A 17,236-nucleotide genomic window follows, 5' to 3' on the forward strand; every position below is an offset into this window, starting at 1 on the left:
CCCTGCGCGGGTCTCACCCCGATCGGGGTGAGACCCGCGCGCGGGCGCGCAGCGCTATCTCTCGGCGAGGAACCTCAGCGCGAGCGGGTATCCCGCGACGCCGCACCCGACGATGACGCCGGTCGCGATAGCGCTCAGGTACGAGTGCTGCCGGAAGTCCTCGCGGGCGTGCACGTTCGAGATGTGCACCTCGACCAGTCCCGCCTCCAGCTCGGCGCAGGCATCCCGCAGCGCGATCGAGGTGTGGGTGAGCGCTCCTGCATTGAGCACCACCGGTTCACCCGCGTCGGCGGCATCGTGGATCCAGCCGAGCAGCTCGGCCTCGCTGTCGGACTGGCGGACGGTCACCTCGATGCCCAGCTCCACCGCGGTCGCCTCGCAGAGCGCGACCAGATCGGCGTACGTGGTTGCGCCGTACACCTCGGGCTGCCGCTTGCCGAGCCGTCCGAGGTTCGGTCCGTTGAGGACCTGCACCCTCACAGCAGCACCGTGCCGCCGGTGCCCGGCTGGTCCTCGCGGGCCACCGCGGAGTAGGCGGCCGCGAGCAGCGTCGGGTCCGGGCCCTCGAGCCGTCCCGGCTTCGCCAACCCGTCCAGGACGACGAACCGCAGCATGCCCGCCCGGTTCTTCTTGTCCGTCTGCATGCCCTTGACCAGGTCCGCGAAGGCGGACGCATCGTAGGTGGTGGGCAGGCCGACGCTCTCGAGGATGGTCCGGTGCCGTTCCGCGGTGGCGTCGTCGAGCCGGCCGGCGAGCCGGCCCAGCTCGGCGGCGAACACCAGGCCGACCGACACCGCCGCACCGTGGCGCCAGCGGTACTTCTCGCGGCGCTCGATCGCGTGGCCGAGGGTGTGTCCGTAGTTGAGGATCTCGCGCAGGTCCGACTCCTTGAGGTCGGCGGCGACGACCTTCGCCTTCACCTCAACGGACCGGCGGATCAGCTCGGGCAGCACCTCGCCGGTCGGGTCGAGGGCCGCCTCGGGGTCCCGCTCGATGAGGTCGAGGATCGTCGGGTCCGCGATGAACCCGGTCTTGATCACCTCGGCCATGCCGGCGACGATCTCGTTACGCGGCACCGTCTCCAGGGTCGCCAGGTCGATCAGCACCGCGGACGGCTCGTGGAACGAGCCGACCAGGTTCTTGCCCGCATCGGTGTTGATGCCGGTCTTGCCGCCGACGGCCGCGTCCACCATCGCGAGCAGCGTGGTGGGCACGTGCACGATCCGCACGCCGCGCATCCAGGTGGCCGCGACGAACCCGGCCAGGTCGGTGGCCGCGCCGCCGCCGAGGCTCACCACGGCGTCGCTGCGGGTCAGCCCGATGCGGCCGAGCACCTCCCAGCAGAAGCCCGCGACGGCGAGGTCCTTGCCGTCCTCCGCGTCCGGGATCTCGACGCGATGGGCGTCGATGCCCTTCGCCGCCAACGCGGCGCGCACCGCCTCCGCGGTCTGCGCGAGCGGCGGCTGGTGGAAGATCGCGACGGTCCTCGTGCCGATCAGTTCGTCCACCAGTTCACCGAGCAGTCCACGGCCGATGATCACCGGGTAGGGACTGGCGGTCTTGACCTCGACGCGTACGGGTTCGGTCACTGTCTGCTTCTCCGCTTCTGTGCGCTGCTGCTGTATCGCTTCTGCCTGGGTGCTGCCACCGCTCTACCCCAGTTTGGAGACGAGCTGCTGCACCACGCGGGCCGGACTGCGCCCGTCGGTGCGGACCCGGATGGTGGCCACCTTCCGGTACAGCGGTCGCCGCCGCCGCATCAGGTCCCGGTACTTCTGGCGTGGATCGCCACCGTTGAGGAGGGGCCGGGAGGTGTTGGTCCCGGTCCGCTTGAGGCCCTCGGCCACGCTGATCTCCAGGTAGACGACCGTGTGGCCGACCAGCCGGGCGCGGGTGGTATCGGACAGGATCGCGCCACCGCCGAGCGAGACGATGCCCGTCTGCTCGGCCAGCGCGCGCCGGACCATGTCCTCCTCCAGCGCGCGAAACGCCGGTTCCCCGTCCTGCGCGAAGATCTCCGGGATGGACTTGCCCGCTTCGCGCTCGATGGCGGCGTCGGTGTCGAAGATCTCGACGTCCAACGCCCGCGCCAGTCGTTTCCCGATGGTGGACTTACCGGCGCCCGGCGGTCCGATCAGGACTGCCCGTGGAGTCACCTCGACAGGCGTTCCCGGACCGAGGCGAGGTATCCGCCGATATTGCGCATCGTCTCGTCGACCGAGTCGCCGCCGAACTTCTCGAGCGCGGCCTGCGCGACCACCAGGGCCACCATCGACTCCGCGACGACGCCCGCGGCGGGGACCGCACACACATCGCTGCGCTGATGGATGGCGACGGCCTCCTCGCCGGTGGACATGTCGACGGTCGCGAGTGCCCGCGGCACGGTGGAGATCGGCTTCATCGCCGCCCGGACCCGCAGCGCCTCGCCGTTGGTCATACCGCCCTCGAGGCCGCCTGCGCGGTTGGTCGACCGCAGCACGCCGTCCGGGCCGGGGCGCATCTCGTCGTGCGCGGCGCTGCCCCGGCGGCGGGAGGTCTCGAAGCCGTCGCCGACCTCGACACCCTTGATGGCCTGAATGCCCATCAGCGCGGCGGCGAGTCGCGAATCGAGCCGGTTCTCACCGCTGATGAACGACCCCAGCCCGACGGGCAGGCCGTGCACGATCACCTCGACGACACCACCGAGGGTGTCGCCGTCCCGCTTGGCCGCGTCGATCTCCGCGATCATCGCGGCCTCCGCCTCGGCGCCGAAGGCGCGCACCGGGCTGGCGTCGATGTCCGCGAGGTCGTCGGGTCCGGGGACCGGTGAGTCGGCGGGGCCGGAGGCGGTGCCGATGGAGATCACATGGGAGATCACCTCGACGCCGAAGACCTGACGCAGGAAAGCGCGGGCCACGGTTCCTGCCGCGACGCGGGCCGCGGTCTCGCGGGCGCTGGCCCGCTCCAGGACGGGACGGGCGTCGTCGAATCCGTACTTGAGCATGCCGGAGTAGTCGGCGTGGCCCGGGCGCGGACGGGTCAGCGGTGCGTTGCGCGCGAGGTCCTTGAGAAGCGCCTCGTCCACCGGGTCGGAGGACATGACCGTCTCCCACTTGGGCCACTCGCTGTTCGCGACCTCGATGGCGATGGGGCCGCCCATCGTGCGACCGTGCCGGACGCCGCCGACCATCGTCACGACGTCCTTCTCGAAGCTCATGCGGGCACCGCGACCGTAGCCGAGGCGACGGCGGGCGAGTTGGGACGCAATGTCCTCGGAGGTCACCTCGACCCCGGCGACCATCCCATCCAGGAGGGCGACGAGGGCGGGACCATGGGATTCTCCGGCAGTTATCCAGCGCAGCACGCCGCCCATCTTTTCACGAAACGTAGGCGTCAACGCACACCGGCCCGGTCCCCGGCTAGCCGCCCACGGCCAGGCTCAACGCCAGCAGCGTCGACAGGCACATCGACGGCCCGTGCGCGAGCGTGCGGCCGCCCCGCCCGAGGGCAAGGGCACACCCGCCGACCAGGGCCGTCAGCGCCACCGCACCGACCGCCGCCGCCAGCCACGCCTTGGCGCCCACCGCACCCGCAGCGGCGCCGAGCCCAAGGGCCAGCTTCACGTCACCGCCGCCCATCGCGGCCGGGGACACGAGGTGCACGACGAGGTAGAGACCAGCCAGCATCGCCGCCCCCACCAGGGCCGCCATCCCCCGGCCCACCAGCACCGAAGCAAGGAACACCGCGCAGGCTCCCGGCAGGGTGAGCTCGTTCGGCAGCCTGCGCTCCCCCAGGTCGACAACGGACAGGCAGACGCACCACCAGAGCAACGCGCAGGCCGCGGCGGCCGTCAGCGGCGGGCAGGCGAGTCCGGCCGCGACGAAGCCGACGATCAGGACCGCGACCCACCAGCGCGACATCGCCGCGGTGAAGCGACGCAGGAACCGCCGCGTCGCGACGCCGGTGAGCAGTCCCGCCAGGCCGAGCAATCCGATTCCCATGCCCCGACGCTGCCACCGTAGGGCGCCTGGACAGGCCCCACGGGTGTCGATTCCGACCGTGCTGGGGATGGATCCGGAGCTGTGGAGAAATGTCGCGTCAGCGCGCGACCGCGGCCGCCATCTCCCCGCGCGGGGCGGGGCGGCCGGTGAACTGCTCGACCTGACCGAACGCCTGGTTGAGCAGCATCCGCAGGCCGTCGACCACGGTCCCGCCCGCGGCCTGGACCGCCGCGGCGAGCGGGGTCGGCCACGGATCGTAGATGGCGTCGAAGACCACCGACGCCTGCGCGACCGCGTCGGCGAACGGCGCGATCGCGTCCGCGGGCACGGTACTGACCACCGTCGCCGCGTCGGCACACGCGGCGGCCAGCGCATCGGTATCGAAGCCGAGGTGGCGGGCCCGCAGGCCCATCTCCGACGCACAGGCCAGCGAGGCCGCCGCCCGGTCGGCAGAGCGCGCGACGACGGTCACCGCGTCGACACCGAGGTCCGCCAGCGCGCGCAGCGCCGGCCGCGAGGTCCCGCCCGCGCCGATCACCACCGCGCTCGCGCCGCCCAGATCGGTGACCCCGACCTCTGCGAGTGCGCCGGTCACGCCGTCCACGTCGGTGCAGTCCGCCCGCCAGCCGCCCTGCACCCGGACCAGGGTGTTGGCCGAGCCGACCTGTACCGCGCGCTCGGTGCGTTCGGTCGCGTACTCGAGGGCGGCGACCTTGCCGGGCATGGTGACCGAGAGCCCGACCCATTCCGGGCCCAGCCCGTCGACGAGCCCGGGCAGCTGCTCGCCGGTGCACTCGATCCGGTCGTAGGTCCAGCCGGTCAGGCCGAGGGCGCGGTACGCCGCCAGGTGCAGCAGCGGCGACTTGGAGTGTCCGATCGGCTTGCCAAGGACCGCGGCCTTGCGTGGCAGGTCAGCGCCCACTGTCGAGGATCCCGCTCGCCAGCGCCTTCTTGCTGTTCTCGAGGTGCTCGGTGTAGCTCTTGGTGAACAGCGTGGTGCCCTTGTTGTCGATCGTGACGAAGTACAGCCAGTCGCCCGCGGGTGCCTTCTCCACGGCCTCCACGGCCCCGATGCTCGGCGACGAGATCGGGGTCGCGGGCAGTCCGTCCATCGCGTAGGTGTTCCACGGGGTGACCTTCGCGCGGTCGCCGTCGGTGGTCGCGAGCTCGGTGGTGTCGAGCGCGTAGTTGACCGTCGAGTCCAGCTCGAGGCGCTGTGGCGCGGCGAGCCGGTTGACGATCACGCGCGCGACCTTGCCGAAGTCGTCCGGCAGCGACTCCCGTTCCACCAGCGACGCCGCGACGAGCAGGTCGTAGGGACTCAGCCCGACGGCGTTCCCCGCGCGGTCGATGCCGGTGGCCTCGTACTTGGCCGCGCTCCCGCTGACGAGGGTGGTCAGGATCTCCGCCGCCGACTCCCTCGGGTCGAAGTCCCACTTACCCGCGGCGATCAGGCCCTCGAGCTGCCGGGTTCGGTCCGGAACCGACTTGACCCGAGCGGCGGCCCAGTCGGGCACACCGAGCGCGGCGAGGTTCGGATTGGCGCCCGCCTCCTTGAGCTCGTCGACGCTCACGCACTTCTGCTGACCCGATGGGGTCGGCAGGCAGCTCGCCTCCGAGATGAGGGTGTAGATACCGCGCTTGGTCGCGCCGGTGTTCACGTCCTTGGTGTCGTGCAGCTGACGACCCTCGGAGATCACCAGCGCACCCACGCGGGAGTTCGGATCGACAAGGCCCGCGACGGCCTGCGCGGCCGGCACCTGGGACTTGAGGTTGTAGAAGCCGGGCTGCACCGACGTCATGGAATCGTTCAGGACGGCCGCGTTGAAGAACGCGGACGCGCTCGCCACGACATCCTTTTCGACCATCTCGGTGGCGATCTGGTCGGCGGTGTCACCGGGGTGCACCTGCACGACGACATCGGGCCCTGACTGACCCGCCTCGTAGTCCTCGGGCACGTCGACGCCGCCGAGGAGCTTCTTGCCGCCGACGTAGCCGACACCCACGATCAGCGCGAGGGCGCCGAGTCCGGCGATCGCGACCACGACCTTGCCCCTGCCCTTGCGTCCCGCGGCGCGCTCCCGTGCGCGACGCACTTCCGCGCGAGTCGGCTGCAACTCGGGCCCTCTCGACCGGGTATCGGTCACTCGCCGTCCTCCATCTGTGAGGGCAGGGCCTGCTCCGAGTGCAGTTCCCTGCTGCGCTGGTCCAACCATCCTTGCAAGATCGCCACGGCCGCGGCCTGGTCGATCACAGACCGCTGCCCCTTCGCCTTGACCCCGCTCTCGCGAAGGGCCCTGGACGCGGTCACCGTCGTGAAGCGTTCGTCGGTCATGCGAACCGGGATGGGCGCCAACCGATCCCGGAGCTGCGCTGCGAACTTCGAGGCGAGTCCGGCCGCGGTTCCGCTCTCCCCCCTCAGGGTTCGCGGTAATCCGACGATAACCTCGACGGCCTCGTATTCCGCGACAATCGCGGCGAGTCGCTCGATGTCCGACCGGTCGGCGCGGGACTTGGCCCGCGCCACGGTCTCCACCGGCGTGGCCAGGATCCCGTCCGGATCGCTGGCGGCGACACCGATCCGGACGCTGCCCACATCGACCCCGATCCGGCGACCCCGCCCCTGGTCGCCGGGCTGATCGGCCTCGCTCACCCGGCGATCTCGGCGACGCGGGCGCGCACTGCCGAGAGCGCGGCGGGGATGCCCGACGCGTCGCTGCCCGAACCCTGGGCCATCTCCGGCTTGCCGCCGCCGCGGCCGCCGATGCTCGGACCGAACGCGGCCACCAGGTCGCCGGCCTTGACGCCGAGGTCCTGCGCGGCCTTGTTGGCGCTCACCACGAACGGCACCTTGCCGTCGGCGGATCCGATCAGGACCACCACGGCGGGCTCGGTCCCGAACCGGCCGCGCACATCGGTGGTGAGGGTGCGCAGGTCGTTGCCCGCGACGCCGTCGGGGGCCTGCTCGGCGACCAGCAGCAGCCCGCCGATCCGCTCGGCCCGCTCCACGAACGCGCCCGCGCCTGCCAGCACCGCGGCCGCCTTGGTCTGCTCGAGTTCCTTCTCGGCCACCTTGAGCCGCTCCACCAGCTGCTCCACGCGCCCTGGCACCTCCTCGGAGGGCACCTTCAGCGCCGTCGCGACACCAGCGAGCAGCGCGCGTTCCTTGGCCAGGTACCGGTACGAGTCGAGGCCGACGTAGGCCTCCACGCGCCGAATGCCGGAGCCGACGGAGGACTCACCGAGCAGCGTGACCGGCCCGATCTGCGAGGAGTGCGCGACGTGGGTGCCACCGCACAGCTCCATCGAGAACGGTCCGCCGATCTCGACCACCCGGACCTCGTCGCCGTAGTTCTCGCCGAACAGCGCCATCGCGCCCATCGACTTGGCCTTGGCCAGGTCGGTGACGAACGTGTTGACCGGGTGATTGGCGGTGACGGCCTCGTTGGCGACGGCCTCGATGTCGTTGCGCTGGGCCTCCGACAGCTGGCCCTGCCACGAGAAGTCGAACCGCAGGTAGCCGGGCTTGTTCAGCGATCCGGCCTGAACGGCGTTGGGGCCCAGCACCTGTCGCAGCGCGGCGTGCACCATGTGGGTACCGGAGTGACCCTGGGTCGCGCCCGCCCGCCAGTTGGCGTCGACCTGCGCGAGGATGGCGTCACCCTCGGTGATCTGGCCCTCCTCGACGGTGACCTTGTGCACCCACAGCTTCTTCGCGATCTTCTGCACGTCGCGCACCCGCACCCGCAGCCCGGGTCCGGTGATCACGCCGATGTCGGCGATCTGGCCGCCCGCCTCCGCGTAGAGCGGGCTGCGGTCGAGGATGACCTCGACGTCCTGGCCCACGGTCGCGGTGGGGATCCGGACGCCGTCGGAGATCAGCGCCAGCACGGTGGCCTCCGAGGTCAGCTCGGCGAAGCCGGTGAACTCGGTCTCGCCGCGGTCGACGAACTCCTTGTAGACGGTGAGGTCGGCGTGCGACTGCTTGCGCGCCCGCGCGTCGTCCTTCGCCCGCTGCCGCTGCTCGGCCATCAGGGCGCGGAAGCCGTCCTCGTCGACGGACAGGCCTGCCTCGGACGCCATCTCCAGGGTCAGGTCGATCGGGAACCCGTAGGTGTCGTGCAGGGCGAAGGCCTCGCTGCCCGCGATCACCTTCTTGCCCGCGGTCTTGACCTCATCGGCCGCCGTCTCGAACAGCTTCTCGCCGGAGACCAGGGTGCGACGGAACGCCGCCTCCTCGCCGACCGCGACAGTGAGGATCCGCTCGAAGTCGGTGTCGAGTACCGGGTAGGACGGCGCCATGGTGTCGCGCACGACCGTGATGAACTCGCGCATGCTCGGCTGCTCGGCGCCGAGCAGCTTGGCGGAGCGGACGATGCGGCGCAGCAGGCGGCGCAGCACGTAGCCGCGGCCGTCGTTGCCGGGGTTGACGCCGTCGCCGATCAGCATCGCAGCGGTGCGCGCGTGGTCGGCGATGACACGAAAGCGGACGTCGTCCTCGTGGCTGCCCGCTCCATATGGGCGCCCGGTGAGTTCCTCGGCCTTGGCGATGACCGGTCGCACCAGGTCGGTCTCGTAGACGTTGTCGACGCCCTGCAGGACCAGAGCAACCCGCTCGACGCCCATGCCGGTGTCGATGTTCTTCTTCGGGAGCACGCCGACCGGCTGGTGACCGAGCTTCGGGCTCAGCTCACCGCGAACGTCCTGCATGAACACGAGGTTCCAGATCTCGAGGTAGCGGTCCTCGTCCACGATCGGTCCGCCCTCCTTGCCGAACTCGGGGCCGCGGTCGTAGTAGATCTCCGAGCACGGTCCGCCAGGGCCGGGCACACCCATGTCCCAGTAGTTGTCCTTGCCGTCGCGGAACTGGATGCGCTCCTCGGGGATTCCGGCGACGCGACGCCAGATCTCCGCCGCCTCGGGATCCTTCTCGTAGGCGGTCACCCAGATGCGCTCGGGGTCGATTCCGTATCCGCCCTGGTCCAGCGGCTTGGTGATCAGCTCCCAGGCGAGCGTGATGGCGCCCTCCTTGAAGTAGTCGCCGAACGAGAAGTTGCCCGCCATCTGGAAGAAGGTGTTGTGGCGGGTGGTGACACCGACCTCCTCGATGTCGCCGGTGCGCACACACTTCTGCACGCTCGTCGCGCGCTGGTACGGCGGGGCTTGCTGGCCGAGGAAGAACGGCTTGAACTGCACCATGCCGGCGTTGACGAACAACAGGTTCGGGTCGTCGAAGATCAACGACGCACTGGCCACCTCGGTGTGACCCGCCTTGACGAAGTGGTCGAGGAATCGCCTGCGGATCTCGTGGGTCTGCACTAACCGGTCCTTACTTCATGGGCATACGTCATGGGCATCTGGAGATGAATATCCAGCTTAACGTGCCGAGGATGACGGGGTGCGCAGCGCTCGGGGCCGCGTCAACCCCGCACGATCCGCCGCAACTTGCCCACCCGCGCCGCGATCTCGCGCTCGGCGCCGTGCCCGGTCGGCTCGTAGTAGTCGACGCCGACCAACTCGTCCGGCGGGTACTGCTGCGGCAACACGCCGTCGGCGGCGTTGTGTGGGTAGCGGTACCCGACCGCGTTGCCCAGCTTCTCGGCGCCGGCATAGTGACCGTCCCGCAGGTGCGGCGGCACCAGCCCCGACTTCCCCGCGGACACGTCGGCCATGGCCGCGCCGAGGGCGGCGATCACCGCTCCCGACTTCGGCGCGGTAGCCAGGTGGATCGTGGCCTGCGCCAAGGCGAGCCGGGCCTCCGGCATGCCGATGAGCTGGACGGCCTGCGCGGCCGCGGTCGCGGTCTGCAGTGCGGTCGGATCGGCCATGCCGATGTCCTCGCTCGCGTGCACCACCAGTCGGCGTGCGATGAAGCGTGGATCCTCGCCCGCGGTGATCATCCGGGCCAGGTAGTGCAGCGCGGCGTCCACGTCCGAGCCGCGGATCGACTTGATGAACGCGCTGATCACGTCGTAGTGCTGGTCGCCGTCCCGGTCGTAGCGCACGGCCGCCTTGTCGACACTCGCCTCGACGGTCTCGAGGTCGACCACGACCGACCCGTCCTCGGCAGGCGAATCGAGCGCGGCGCCCGCGGCCGCCTCCAGCGCGGTCAGGGCACGCCGGGCGTCGCCCGACGCCAGCCGCACGAGATGGTCGCGCGCGTCGTCGGTCAGGCTGACCGAACCGCCCAGCCCCCGCTGATCCGCGACGGCCCGGTCGAGCAGCGCGCGGATGTCGGCCTCGGTGAGCGAGTGCAACTGCAGGACCAGCGACCGGGACAGCAGCGGCGACACGACAGAGAACGAGGGGTTCTCGGTCGTGGCCGCGACCAACAGCACGATCCGGTTCTCCACCGCGGCCAGCAGCGCGTCCTGCTGGGTCTTGGAGAATCGGTGCACCTCGTCGATGAAGAGCACGGTCTGCTCACCCGCGGTGAGCCGCCTGCGGGCCAGGTCGATCACCGCGCGGACGTCCTTGACGCCCGCCGACAGCGCGGACAACGCCTCGAACCGACGGCCGGTCGCCCGCGAGATCAGGGAGGCGAGGGTGGTCTTGCCGGTGCCGGGCGGGCCGTAGAGCATCACCGACGCCGCGCCCGAGCCGTCCACGAGCCTGCGCAGTGGCGCGCCGGGTCCCAGCAGGTGTCCCTGCCCCACCACCTCGTCGAGGCTCACCGGCCGCATTCGGACCGCGAGCGGCGCGTCCGGGCGCACTGACGGCAGGCCCGCTGTCACCGGCCCCACCTGATCCGCGGGTTCCCCCGGGGCGGCGAACAGCCCCGTGTCCGCGCCACCGTCGGTTGATCCCAGCCAATCGCTCACGTGTCGACGCTACTAAAGGGCACCGACGCGGATGCCTCCGACCGCGCCGGGACGACAAGGCAGTAAACGTCAGATGAACATCCGACCGTCAGGCCCGCCACGTGTTGAACACACGTCCAAGTTCGGCTGTGATCTTCGGGTGTCTGACAACTGGCTTCCCGACCGCACCACCCTGCCGAGCCTGAGCAGGCGGACCCTCCTGAAGAGTTCGGCCGCGCTCGCGGGCGTTGGCCTGACCGTCGCGGCCGCGGGCACCGCAAGCGCGGCGCCCGGCGCGGGCGCCATCGGCTTCGCGCACGGCGTCGCATCAGGAGACCCGCTCCCCGATCGGGTCATCATCTGGACCCGCGTCACACCGTCCGCCGACGCGCAGCCCGGCTCCGGTGTTGGAGAGGCGGTCGCACTGGACTGGCAGGTCGCGACGGACCCCGGCTTCGCCTCGGTCGTGCGCAGCGGCACGGTGACCGCGGACGCCGGCTCCGACCACACCGCGAAGGTCGACGTCATCGGCCTGAAGCCCTCGACCGCTTACCACTACCGCTTCACCGCCCGCGGGGGTGCGGTCGCCGGCCAGGTCTCCCCCGTCGGACGCACCCTCACCGCACCCGCCAACGATGCCGACCTGGCGCGGCTGCGCTTCGGCGTGGTGTCCTGTTCCAACTGGGAGGCCGGGTTCTTCTCCGCCTACCGCCACCTGGCCCAGCGCGAGGACCTGGACGCGGTCCTGCATCTCGGTGACTACATCTACGAGTACGGCCGAGGCGAGTACGGAGGCCGCAACGGTGCGGTCCGGCCCACCGATCCGCCGCACGAGATCGTCTCGCTCGCCGATTACCGGATCCGGCACGCCCAGCACAAGACCGACGCTGACCTGATGGCGCTGCACGCACGGGTGCCGTTCATCGCGACCTGGGACGACCACGAGTCGGCGGACAACTCGTTCAACGGCGGCGCCGAGAACCACAACCCCGCCACCGAGGGCGACTGGGCCACCCGCAAGGCCAATTCCACCCGGGCTTACTTCGAGTGGATGCCGGTGCGGCCCACCGGGTCCGGCACCGAGGTGACGCTCTACCGGCGCTTCCGGTTCGGCAACCTCGCGGAGATCTCCATGCTCGACCTGCGCACCTATCGCGACGAGCAGACCACCGCCACTGCCGGACGCAAGGTGGACTCCCCCGACCGGACCATCACCGGCCGCGCCCAGATGGACTGGCTCACCAACGGCATCGTGTCCTCGCCGACGCAGTGGAAGGTGGTCGGCAATCCGGTGATGATCGCGCCGACCCTGGTCCCGCCGCTGGACACCAAGACCACCGCGGCGCTCACCGAGATACTCGGACTCCCCGACGAGGGCATTCCCTACGGCACCGACTCGTGGGACGGCTACGCCGCCGACCGCCGCCGCCTGTACAACGCGATCGCAGAGGCGGGTGTCGACAACACGGTCTTCCTCACCGGCGACGTCCACACGTCCTGGGCATGCGACCTGCCGCTCGACGCCGCGAACTACCCGGGCGGCGCCACGATCGGCACCGAACTCGTGGTTCCGTCGGTGACCTCCCCGAACATGGACGACTCGCTCGGGGTGCCGCCCCGCACCGCCAGCCTCGCGGTGGAGGAGGCGTACAAGGCGGTCAACCGGCATATCCGGTACCTCGACTTCGACTCGCACGGATACGGCGTGTTCGAGATCGCCACCGCCGGTTCGCAAATGGACTGGTACTACATCAGCGATCCGATCGACCCGCGCGCGACCGTGCGCCATGGGGCGAGCTTCCGGGTCGCGGACGGCGCCCAGCGCACGCTCCCGGTCGGCACACCTCTCGACCCCGCCGCCCACCGTCCGGGCGCATGAGCTCGCGACCGCCCGCATCCGAACGACACGAGGACGAACGTCAGATGAACATTGGGCGATCGACCCCCTTGCAGTTTGAACGCGCGTCCATGTTCGGCTGTGATGCTCGGGTGTCTGACAACTGCCTTCCCGACCACACCACCCTGCCCAGCGTGAGCAGGCGCACCCTGTTGAAGAGCTCGGCCGCGCTCGCGGGTGTGGGCATCACCGTTGTGGCCGCGGGCACCGCCGCCGCCGCACCCGGCGCGCCCGCCGTCGGCTTCGCGCACGGCGTCGCCTCCGGAGACCCGCTCCCCGACCGGGTCATCATCTGGACCCGCATCACCCCGACCGCCGACGCGCAGCCCGGATCCGGTGCGGGACCGTCGATCTCGCTCGAGTGGCAGGTCGCCACCGACCCCGGCTTCGCCTCGGTCGTGCGCAGCGGCTCCGTCACCACGGGCGCCGACTCCGACCACACCGCGAAGGTCGACGTCACCGGCCTCAAGCCCGCCACCTACTACCACTACCGCTTCACCGCCCGTGGCGGCGCGGTCGGCGGCCAGGTCTCCCCCGTCGGACGCACCAGGACCGCACCCGCCAACGATGCCGACCTGGCGCGGCTGCGCTTCGGCGTGGTGTCCTGCTCCAACTGGGAGGCAGGCTACTTCGGCGCATACCGCCACCTCGCGCAGCGCGAGGACCTGGACGCGATCCTGCACCTCGGCGACTACATCTACGAATACGGTCGCGGTGAGTACGGTGGCCGCAACGGAGCCGTCCGGCCGCACGAGCCGGCGCACGAGATCGTCTCCCTCGCCGATTACCGGATCCGGCACGCCCAGTACAAGACCGACCCTGACCTGATGGCCCTGCACGCGAAGCTGCCGTTCATCGCGACCTGGGACGATCACGAGTCCGCGGACAACTCCTTCGACGGCGGCGCGGAAAACCACAACCCTGCCACCGAGGGCGACTGGGCCACCCGCAAGGCCAGTTCCGCACGGGCCTACTTCGAGTGGATGCCGGTGCGGGTGACCGGGTCCGGCACCGAGGTGACGCTTTACCGGCGCTTCCGGTTCGGCAACCTGGCGGAGATCTCGATGCTCGATCTGCGCACCTACCGCGACGAGCCGGCCTCGTCGGGGGCGGGTTGGCGCAAGGTGGACTCCCCCGACCGGACCATCACCGGCCGCGCCCAGATGGACTGGCTCACCAAGGGCATCGTGTCGTCACCGACCCAGTGGAAGGTGGTCGGCAACCCGGTGATGATCGCGCCCTGCCTGTTCCCGCCACTGGACACCAAGACCACCGCGGCGCTCACCGACATGGTCGGGCTGCCCGATGCGGGTGTTCCGTACAACACCGACCAGTGGGACGGCTACTCCGCCGACCGACGCCGGCTGTTCGACTCGATCACGACCGCGGGTGTCGACAACACGGTCTTCCTGACCGGTGACATCCACACGTCCTGGGCATGCGACCTGCCGATCGACGCCGCGAACTACCCGGGCGGCGCCACGGTGGGCACCGAGTTCGTGGTGCCGTCGGTGACCTCCCCGAACATCGACGAGACGCTCGGCGTGCCGCCGCGGACCGTCAGCGTCGCGGCGGAGGAGGGGTTCAAGGCGGTCAACCGGCACGTCCGGTACGTCGAACTCGACTCCCACGGTTACGGCGTGTTCGAGATCGCGACGGCCGGTTCGCAGATGGACTGGTTCTACGTCAGCGACCCGATCGACCCCAACGCGACCGTGCGCCACGCGGTGAGTTACCGGGTGGCGGACGGTGCCCAGCGCACGCTCCCGGTCGGCGCACCGCTCGACCCCGCCTCCTACCGGCCCGGCGCCTGAGCACCCCGAGGCGCTGAGTCCGCCCTGCGCAGATGACGCAGGGCGGACCGGGCCGCGTTGTACCCGGACATCCCGTGTGCGCCCGCGCCAGGCGGGGTCGAGGCGGAGCAGAGGAAGGTCCCCTCGACACCGGTGTCGTACGGGTCACGCGCCGTCCGCGGCCGGAAGACCACCTGAGGTCCGCTGTTCGCGCCGCCGATGATGTCGCCCCCCGCCTGGTTCGGATTGTCCTCGGCCAGCCGGGCGGGCCCGGTGACATCGGTCGCGATGATCCGGTCGCGGAATCCCGGTGCAAAGCGCTCGATCTGCGCGATCACCGCCTCCGTCGCATCGCCCGGATATCCGTGCGGGACATGGGCATACGCGTACAGGGGATGTACATCGCCCCGTGATCGCGTCGGGTCGGCGAGGTACTGCTGCCCGATGAGGACGAACGGGCGCCGCGGCATCACGCCCGCACCGACCAGACGCTCGTTGGCCGCGATCTCGGCGAAGTCGCCACCGAGGTGGACAGTTCCTGCCCTGCGGCAGTCGGGGTTCGTCCACGGCACGTGGCCGTCGATCGCGAAGTCGACCTTGTACGCACCAGGCGCCGGGCGGAAACGCGCGTACGCGCGCGCCACCCGCGCAGGGAGCCGGTCCCCCAGAATTCGGAGGGCGCCCGCGGGCGCGACGTCGAGCAGCACCACGTCCGCGGGCGGGATGTCGGCCAAGGAGCGCACGCGCACGCCGGTCTCGATGGTGCCGCCGTGCTCGACGAGCATCGCCGCGAGCGCATCGGTGATCGACCGGGATCCACCCTCGGCCACCGGCCAGCCATAGCGGTGTCCGGCGGCGGTGATCATCAGTCCCACCGCGGAGGTGGCCGGCCGATCGAGCCGGCAGTACGCGTGCGCGGCGACGCCACCGAACAGCGCGCGCGCCTTCTCCGTTCGCCACCACCGCGCGGTGACGGTGGCGGGGAGCAGCGCTCGCGGCCCGAAGGCCGCGAGGCGGACCGGGTGGCGCGGGACGGCGAGCACCGGTCGCATCAGGTCCTCGGCGAGGGCGTCGAACCCGTCCGCCAGGTCACCGAACATCCGGCGCCAGCGTTGCCCGTCGACACCGAGCCCTGCCGCGGTGTCCTCGATCGAACGGTGCAGTGCGCCCGCATCACCACTGTCGAGCGGATGGGCGCAGTCGATCTCGGCCCATCGCCAGGTCAGTCCGTACTTCTCGAGGCCGAGCGTGGCCAGGTACGGAGAGCCGACGCCCATCGGGTGGAACGCCGAGCAGTGATCGTGGATCAGACCGGGAACGGTCAACTCACCGGAGCGGGTACCACCGCCGATCGTGTCGGCCGCCTCGAGCACCCGCACCTCGACGCCGTTCCGCGCGAGGTGCACGGCGGCGGCGAGCCCGTTGGGCCCGCTGCCGACGACCAGCGCCGAGCTCATCGGCCCTCCTCGCGACTGACGTCCTTACGCCCAGTACGTCGCGAGCCGCTCCGCGACCTCGCGGGCATGCGCGGCCACGTCGGGCGCCCCGGCGTGGTCGGCACAGGACGCGAGTGTGTTCCACCGCGCGATCAGCGCCTTCGAACGCGGCAGCGACAGGTGGTGCTCCCTGGCGGCGGCGATCCGCTCGTGGTCGTCGGGCAGGTACCAGTAGGTCGAGAGCCAGACCCAGATCAGCTGGGCCTCGAGCATCCTGGCGCAGAGCACCTCGTCGTCGGCCAGCTGCGGCCACATCCCGACCACCTCGGCGCGCCAGGCCTCGGCCATCGCCGCCGAGCGTTCCGGCGACAGTTCGACCCCGCACAGGCAGCCGGGAAACGACACGAGGGCGTAGGCGATGTCGAGCGTCGCATCGCGGAACCCGCCCCACTCGTAGTCAAGGAAGCGCACCCCGGCATCGTTGACGATGATGTTGTCCGGGCAGAGGTCCGACGGGCTGAAGGCGCGGTAGCGGCCGCCGTCGAAGAGACGCGCGGCCTTCGCGACGCGATCGACGATGTCCTGGCCGACCTCGATGCCGAGCTCGCGGCGCAGCAACGCGGGCACCTTCGGGGCGGACGCGACCACCTGCTCGGAGATGCTGTTTCCGAAGTGCGGCACGTCGGCGCGGCGCAGCAGCGCGGTGAAGTCCTCCTCGCGCCCCACGGTCGCGGCGTGCATCCGGCCGATCGCCTGAGCCAGTGCCATCAGCGAGTTGGTGACCGCCGCCTCGTCGGCCTGCTGGAGCAGTTCGGCGATCGGGGTGGCGTCACCGAGGTCGGTCAGCACCAGCAGTCGAGCGTCGAGGTCGTAGGCGATCAGTTCCGGGCCCGGCCTGCTGTCGGTCGCCAGCGCGGTCGCGAACTGGTACGACACGGCCTCGCGGAGGAAGGCGGTGTCCATCACCCGCGGCTCGTCGGCGGGCAGTGCCGCGTAGGCGGCGATGCGCCTGGCCTCGGCCTCCGGGGACAGTTCGCGGACCTGCTTGATCACCAAGGTGCGTGGCAGCGAGAAGGGATTCTCGGCGCAGCGGACGCGCAGCACGACCGTGCGGCCGCTGCCGCCCAGATCGATGGGGTCAACGAGGGTGACCGGAGCTCCGGTACGTCGCTCCAGCAGCTGCTCGGCTGCTGCGACTACCTCTGAAACGGGGTCGGCCAATAGTGCGGTCATCGCCGTCCAACCTACCCGCCCAGGCCCCGGAGCGGGCCCCCTCGGTCGCCCGTCCGGTCGGTTACCGATGGACGCGCCATGCGGACCTGCAGAAACA

General features: G+C 70.8%; 13 protein-coding genes and 1 pseudogene. 2 read left to right on the forward strand and 12 right to left on the reverse strand.

The features are described 5' to 3' along the window. Positions 1–54 precede the first annotated feature (54 nt). From aroQ to ABIC28_RS20635, 10 genes and pseudogenes are all read right to left on the reverse strand, one after another. On the reverse strand, positions 55–480 hold the full coding sequence (gene aroQ, locus ABIC28_RS20590) for a type II 3-dehydroquinate dehydratase (RefSeq protein ID WP_269590047.1): 426 nt from the start codon (positions 478–480) through the stop codon (positions 55–57). Beyond that, positions 477–1,589, reverse strand: coding sequence for a 3-dehydroquinate synthase (gene aroB, locus ABIC28_RS20595; protein ID WP_179800411.1), 1,113 nt, complete (start codon positions 1,587–1,589; stop codon positions 477–479). The genes aroQ and aroB overlap by 4 nt, the downstream gene beginning before the upstream one ends. A 63-nt stretch (positions 1,590–1,652) precedes the next feature. Beyond that, on the reverse strand, positions 1,653–2,156 hold the full coding sequence (locus tag ABIC28_RS20600; RefSeq protein ID WP_179800412.1) for a shikimate kinase: 504 nt from the start codon (positions 2,154–2,156) through the stop codon (positions 1,653–1,655). Next, complete coding sequence (gene aroC / locus ABIC28_RS20605; RefSeq protein ID WP_179800413.1) at positions 2,153–3,352, reverse strand: chorismate synthase; 1,200 nt, start codon at positions 3,350–3,352, stop codon at positions 2,153–2,155. The genes ABIC28_RS20600 and aroC overlap by 4 nt, the downstream gene beginning before the upstream one ends. A gap of 46 nt (positions 3,353–3,398) precedes the next feature. Then, positions 3,399–3,980 carry a prepilin peptidase gene (locus ABIC28_RS20610; RefSeq protein ID WP_257016987.1) on the reverse strand — a complete coding sequence of 194 codons (582 nt, stop codon included), beginning with the start codon at positions 3,978–3,980 and terminating at the stop codon, positions 3,399–3,401. Positions 3,981–4,077: 97 nt separating this feature from the next. Next, entirely contained in the window at positions 4,078–4,902 is an 825-nt protein-coding gene (locus ABIC28_RS20615; RefSeq protein ID WP_354580580.1) for a shikimate dehydrogenase, read from the reverse strand. Beyond that, positions 4,892–6,100: pseudogene (locus ABIC28_RS20620) on the reverse strand (endolytic transglycosylase MltG); the annotation flags it as partial. The pseudogene ABIC28_RS20620 and the gene ABIC28_RS20615, both read right to left, overlap by 11 nt. Before the next feature lie 23 nt (positions 6,101–6,123). Beyond that, a complete protein-coding gene (gene ruvX / locus ABIC28_RS20625; protein ID WP_097209905.1) occupies positions 6,124–6,633 on the reverse strand; it encodes a Holliday junction resolvase RuvX in 510 nt (169 codons plus the stop codon). Further along, positions 6,630–9,299 (reverse strand): alanine--tRNA ligase, encoded by a 2,670-nt coding sequence (alaS, locus tag ABIC28_RS20630; protein ID WP_354580583.1) that lies wholly within the window; start codon positions 9,297–9,299, stop codon positions 6,630–6,632. The genes ruvX and alaS overlap by 4 nt, the downstream gene beginning before the upstream one ends. 101 nt (positions 9,300–9,400) lie before the next feature. Next, a complete protein-coding gene (locus tag ABIC28_RS20635; protein ID WP_209926251.1) occupies positions 9,401–10,801 on the reverse strand; it encodes a replication-associated recombination protein A in 1,401 nt (466 codons plus the stop codon). Positions 10,802–10,982: 181 nt separating this feature from the next. Between ABIC28_RS20635 and ABIC28_RS20640 the strand changes: the two genes are divergently transcribed. Then, on the forward strand, positions 10,983–12,659 hold the full coding sequence (locus tag ABIC28_RS20640) for an alkaline phosphatase D family protein (protein WP_502945055.1): 1,677 nt from the start codon (positions 10,983–10,985) through the stop codon (positions 12,657–12,659). 152 nt (positions 12,660–12,811) lie between these two features. Then, the gene (locus ABIC28_RS20645) at positions 12,812–14,491 is read left to right on the forward strand and encodes an alkaline phosphatase D family protein (protein ID WP_354580587.1); all 1,680 of its coding nucleotides are present in this window, start codon (positions 12,812–12,814) and stop codon (positions 14,489–14,491) included. On the opposite strand, the gene ABIC28_RS20650 is transcribed toward ABIC28_RS20645, so the two are convergent. Both ABIC28_RS20650 and ABIC28_RS20655 read right to left on the reverse strand, forming a co-directional pair. Then, the gene (locus tag ABIC28_RS20650; RefSeq protein WP_354580589.1) at positions 14,473–15,927 is read right to left on the reverse strand and encodes a phytoene desaturase family protein; all 1,455 of its coding nucleotides are present in this window, start codon (positions 15,925–15,927) and stop codon (positions 14,473–14,475) included. The genes ABIC28_RS20645 and ABIC28_RS20650 overlap by 19 nt on opposite strands. A 24-nt stretch (positions 15,928–15,951) precedes the next feature. Then, a complete protein-coding gene (locus ABIC28_RS20655; RefSeq protein ID WP_209926244.1) occupies positions 15,952–17,139 on the reverse strand; it encodes a phosphotransferase family protein in 1,188 nt (395 codons plus the stop codon). Positions 17,140–17,236: the final 97 nt, after the last annotated feature.

This window comes from Rhodococcus sp. PvR044 (assembly GCF_040548995.1).
GTDB lineage: Bacteria > Actinomycetota > Actinomycetes > Mycobacteriales > Mycobacteriaceae > Rhodococcus_G > Rhodococcus_G oryzae.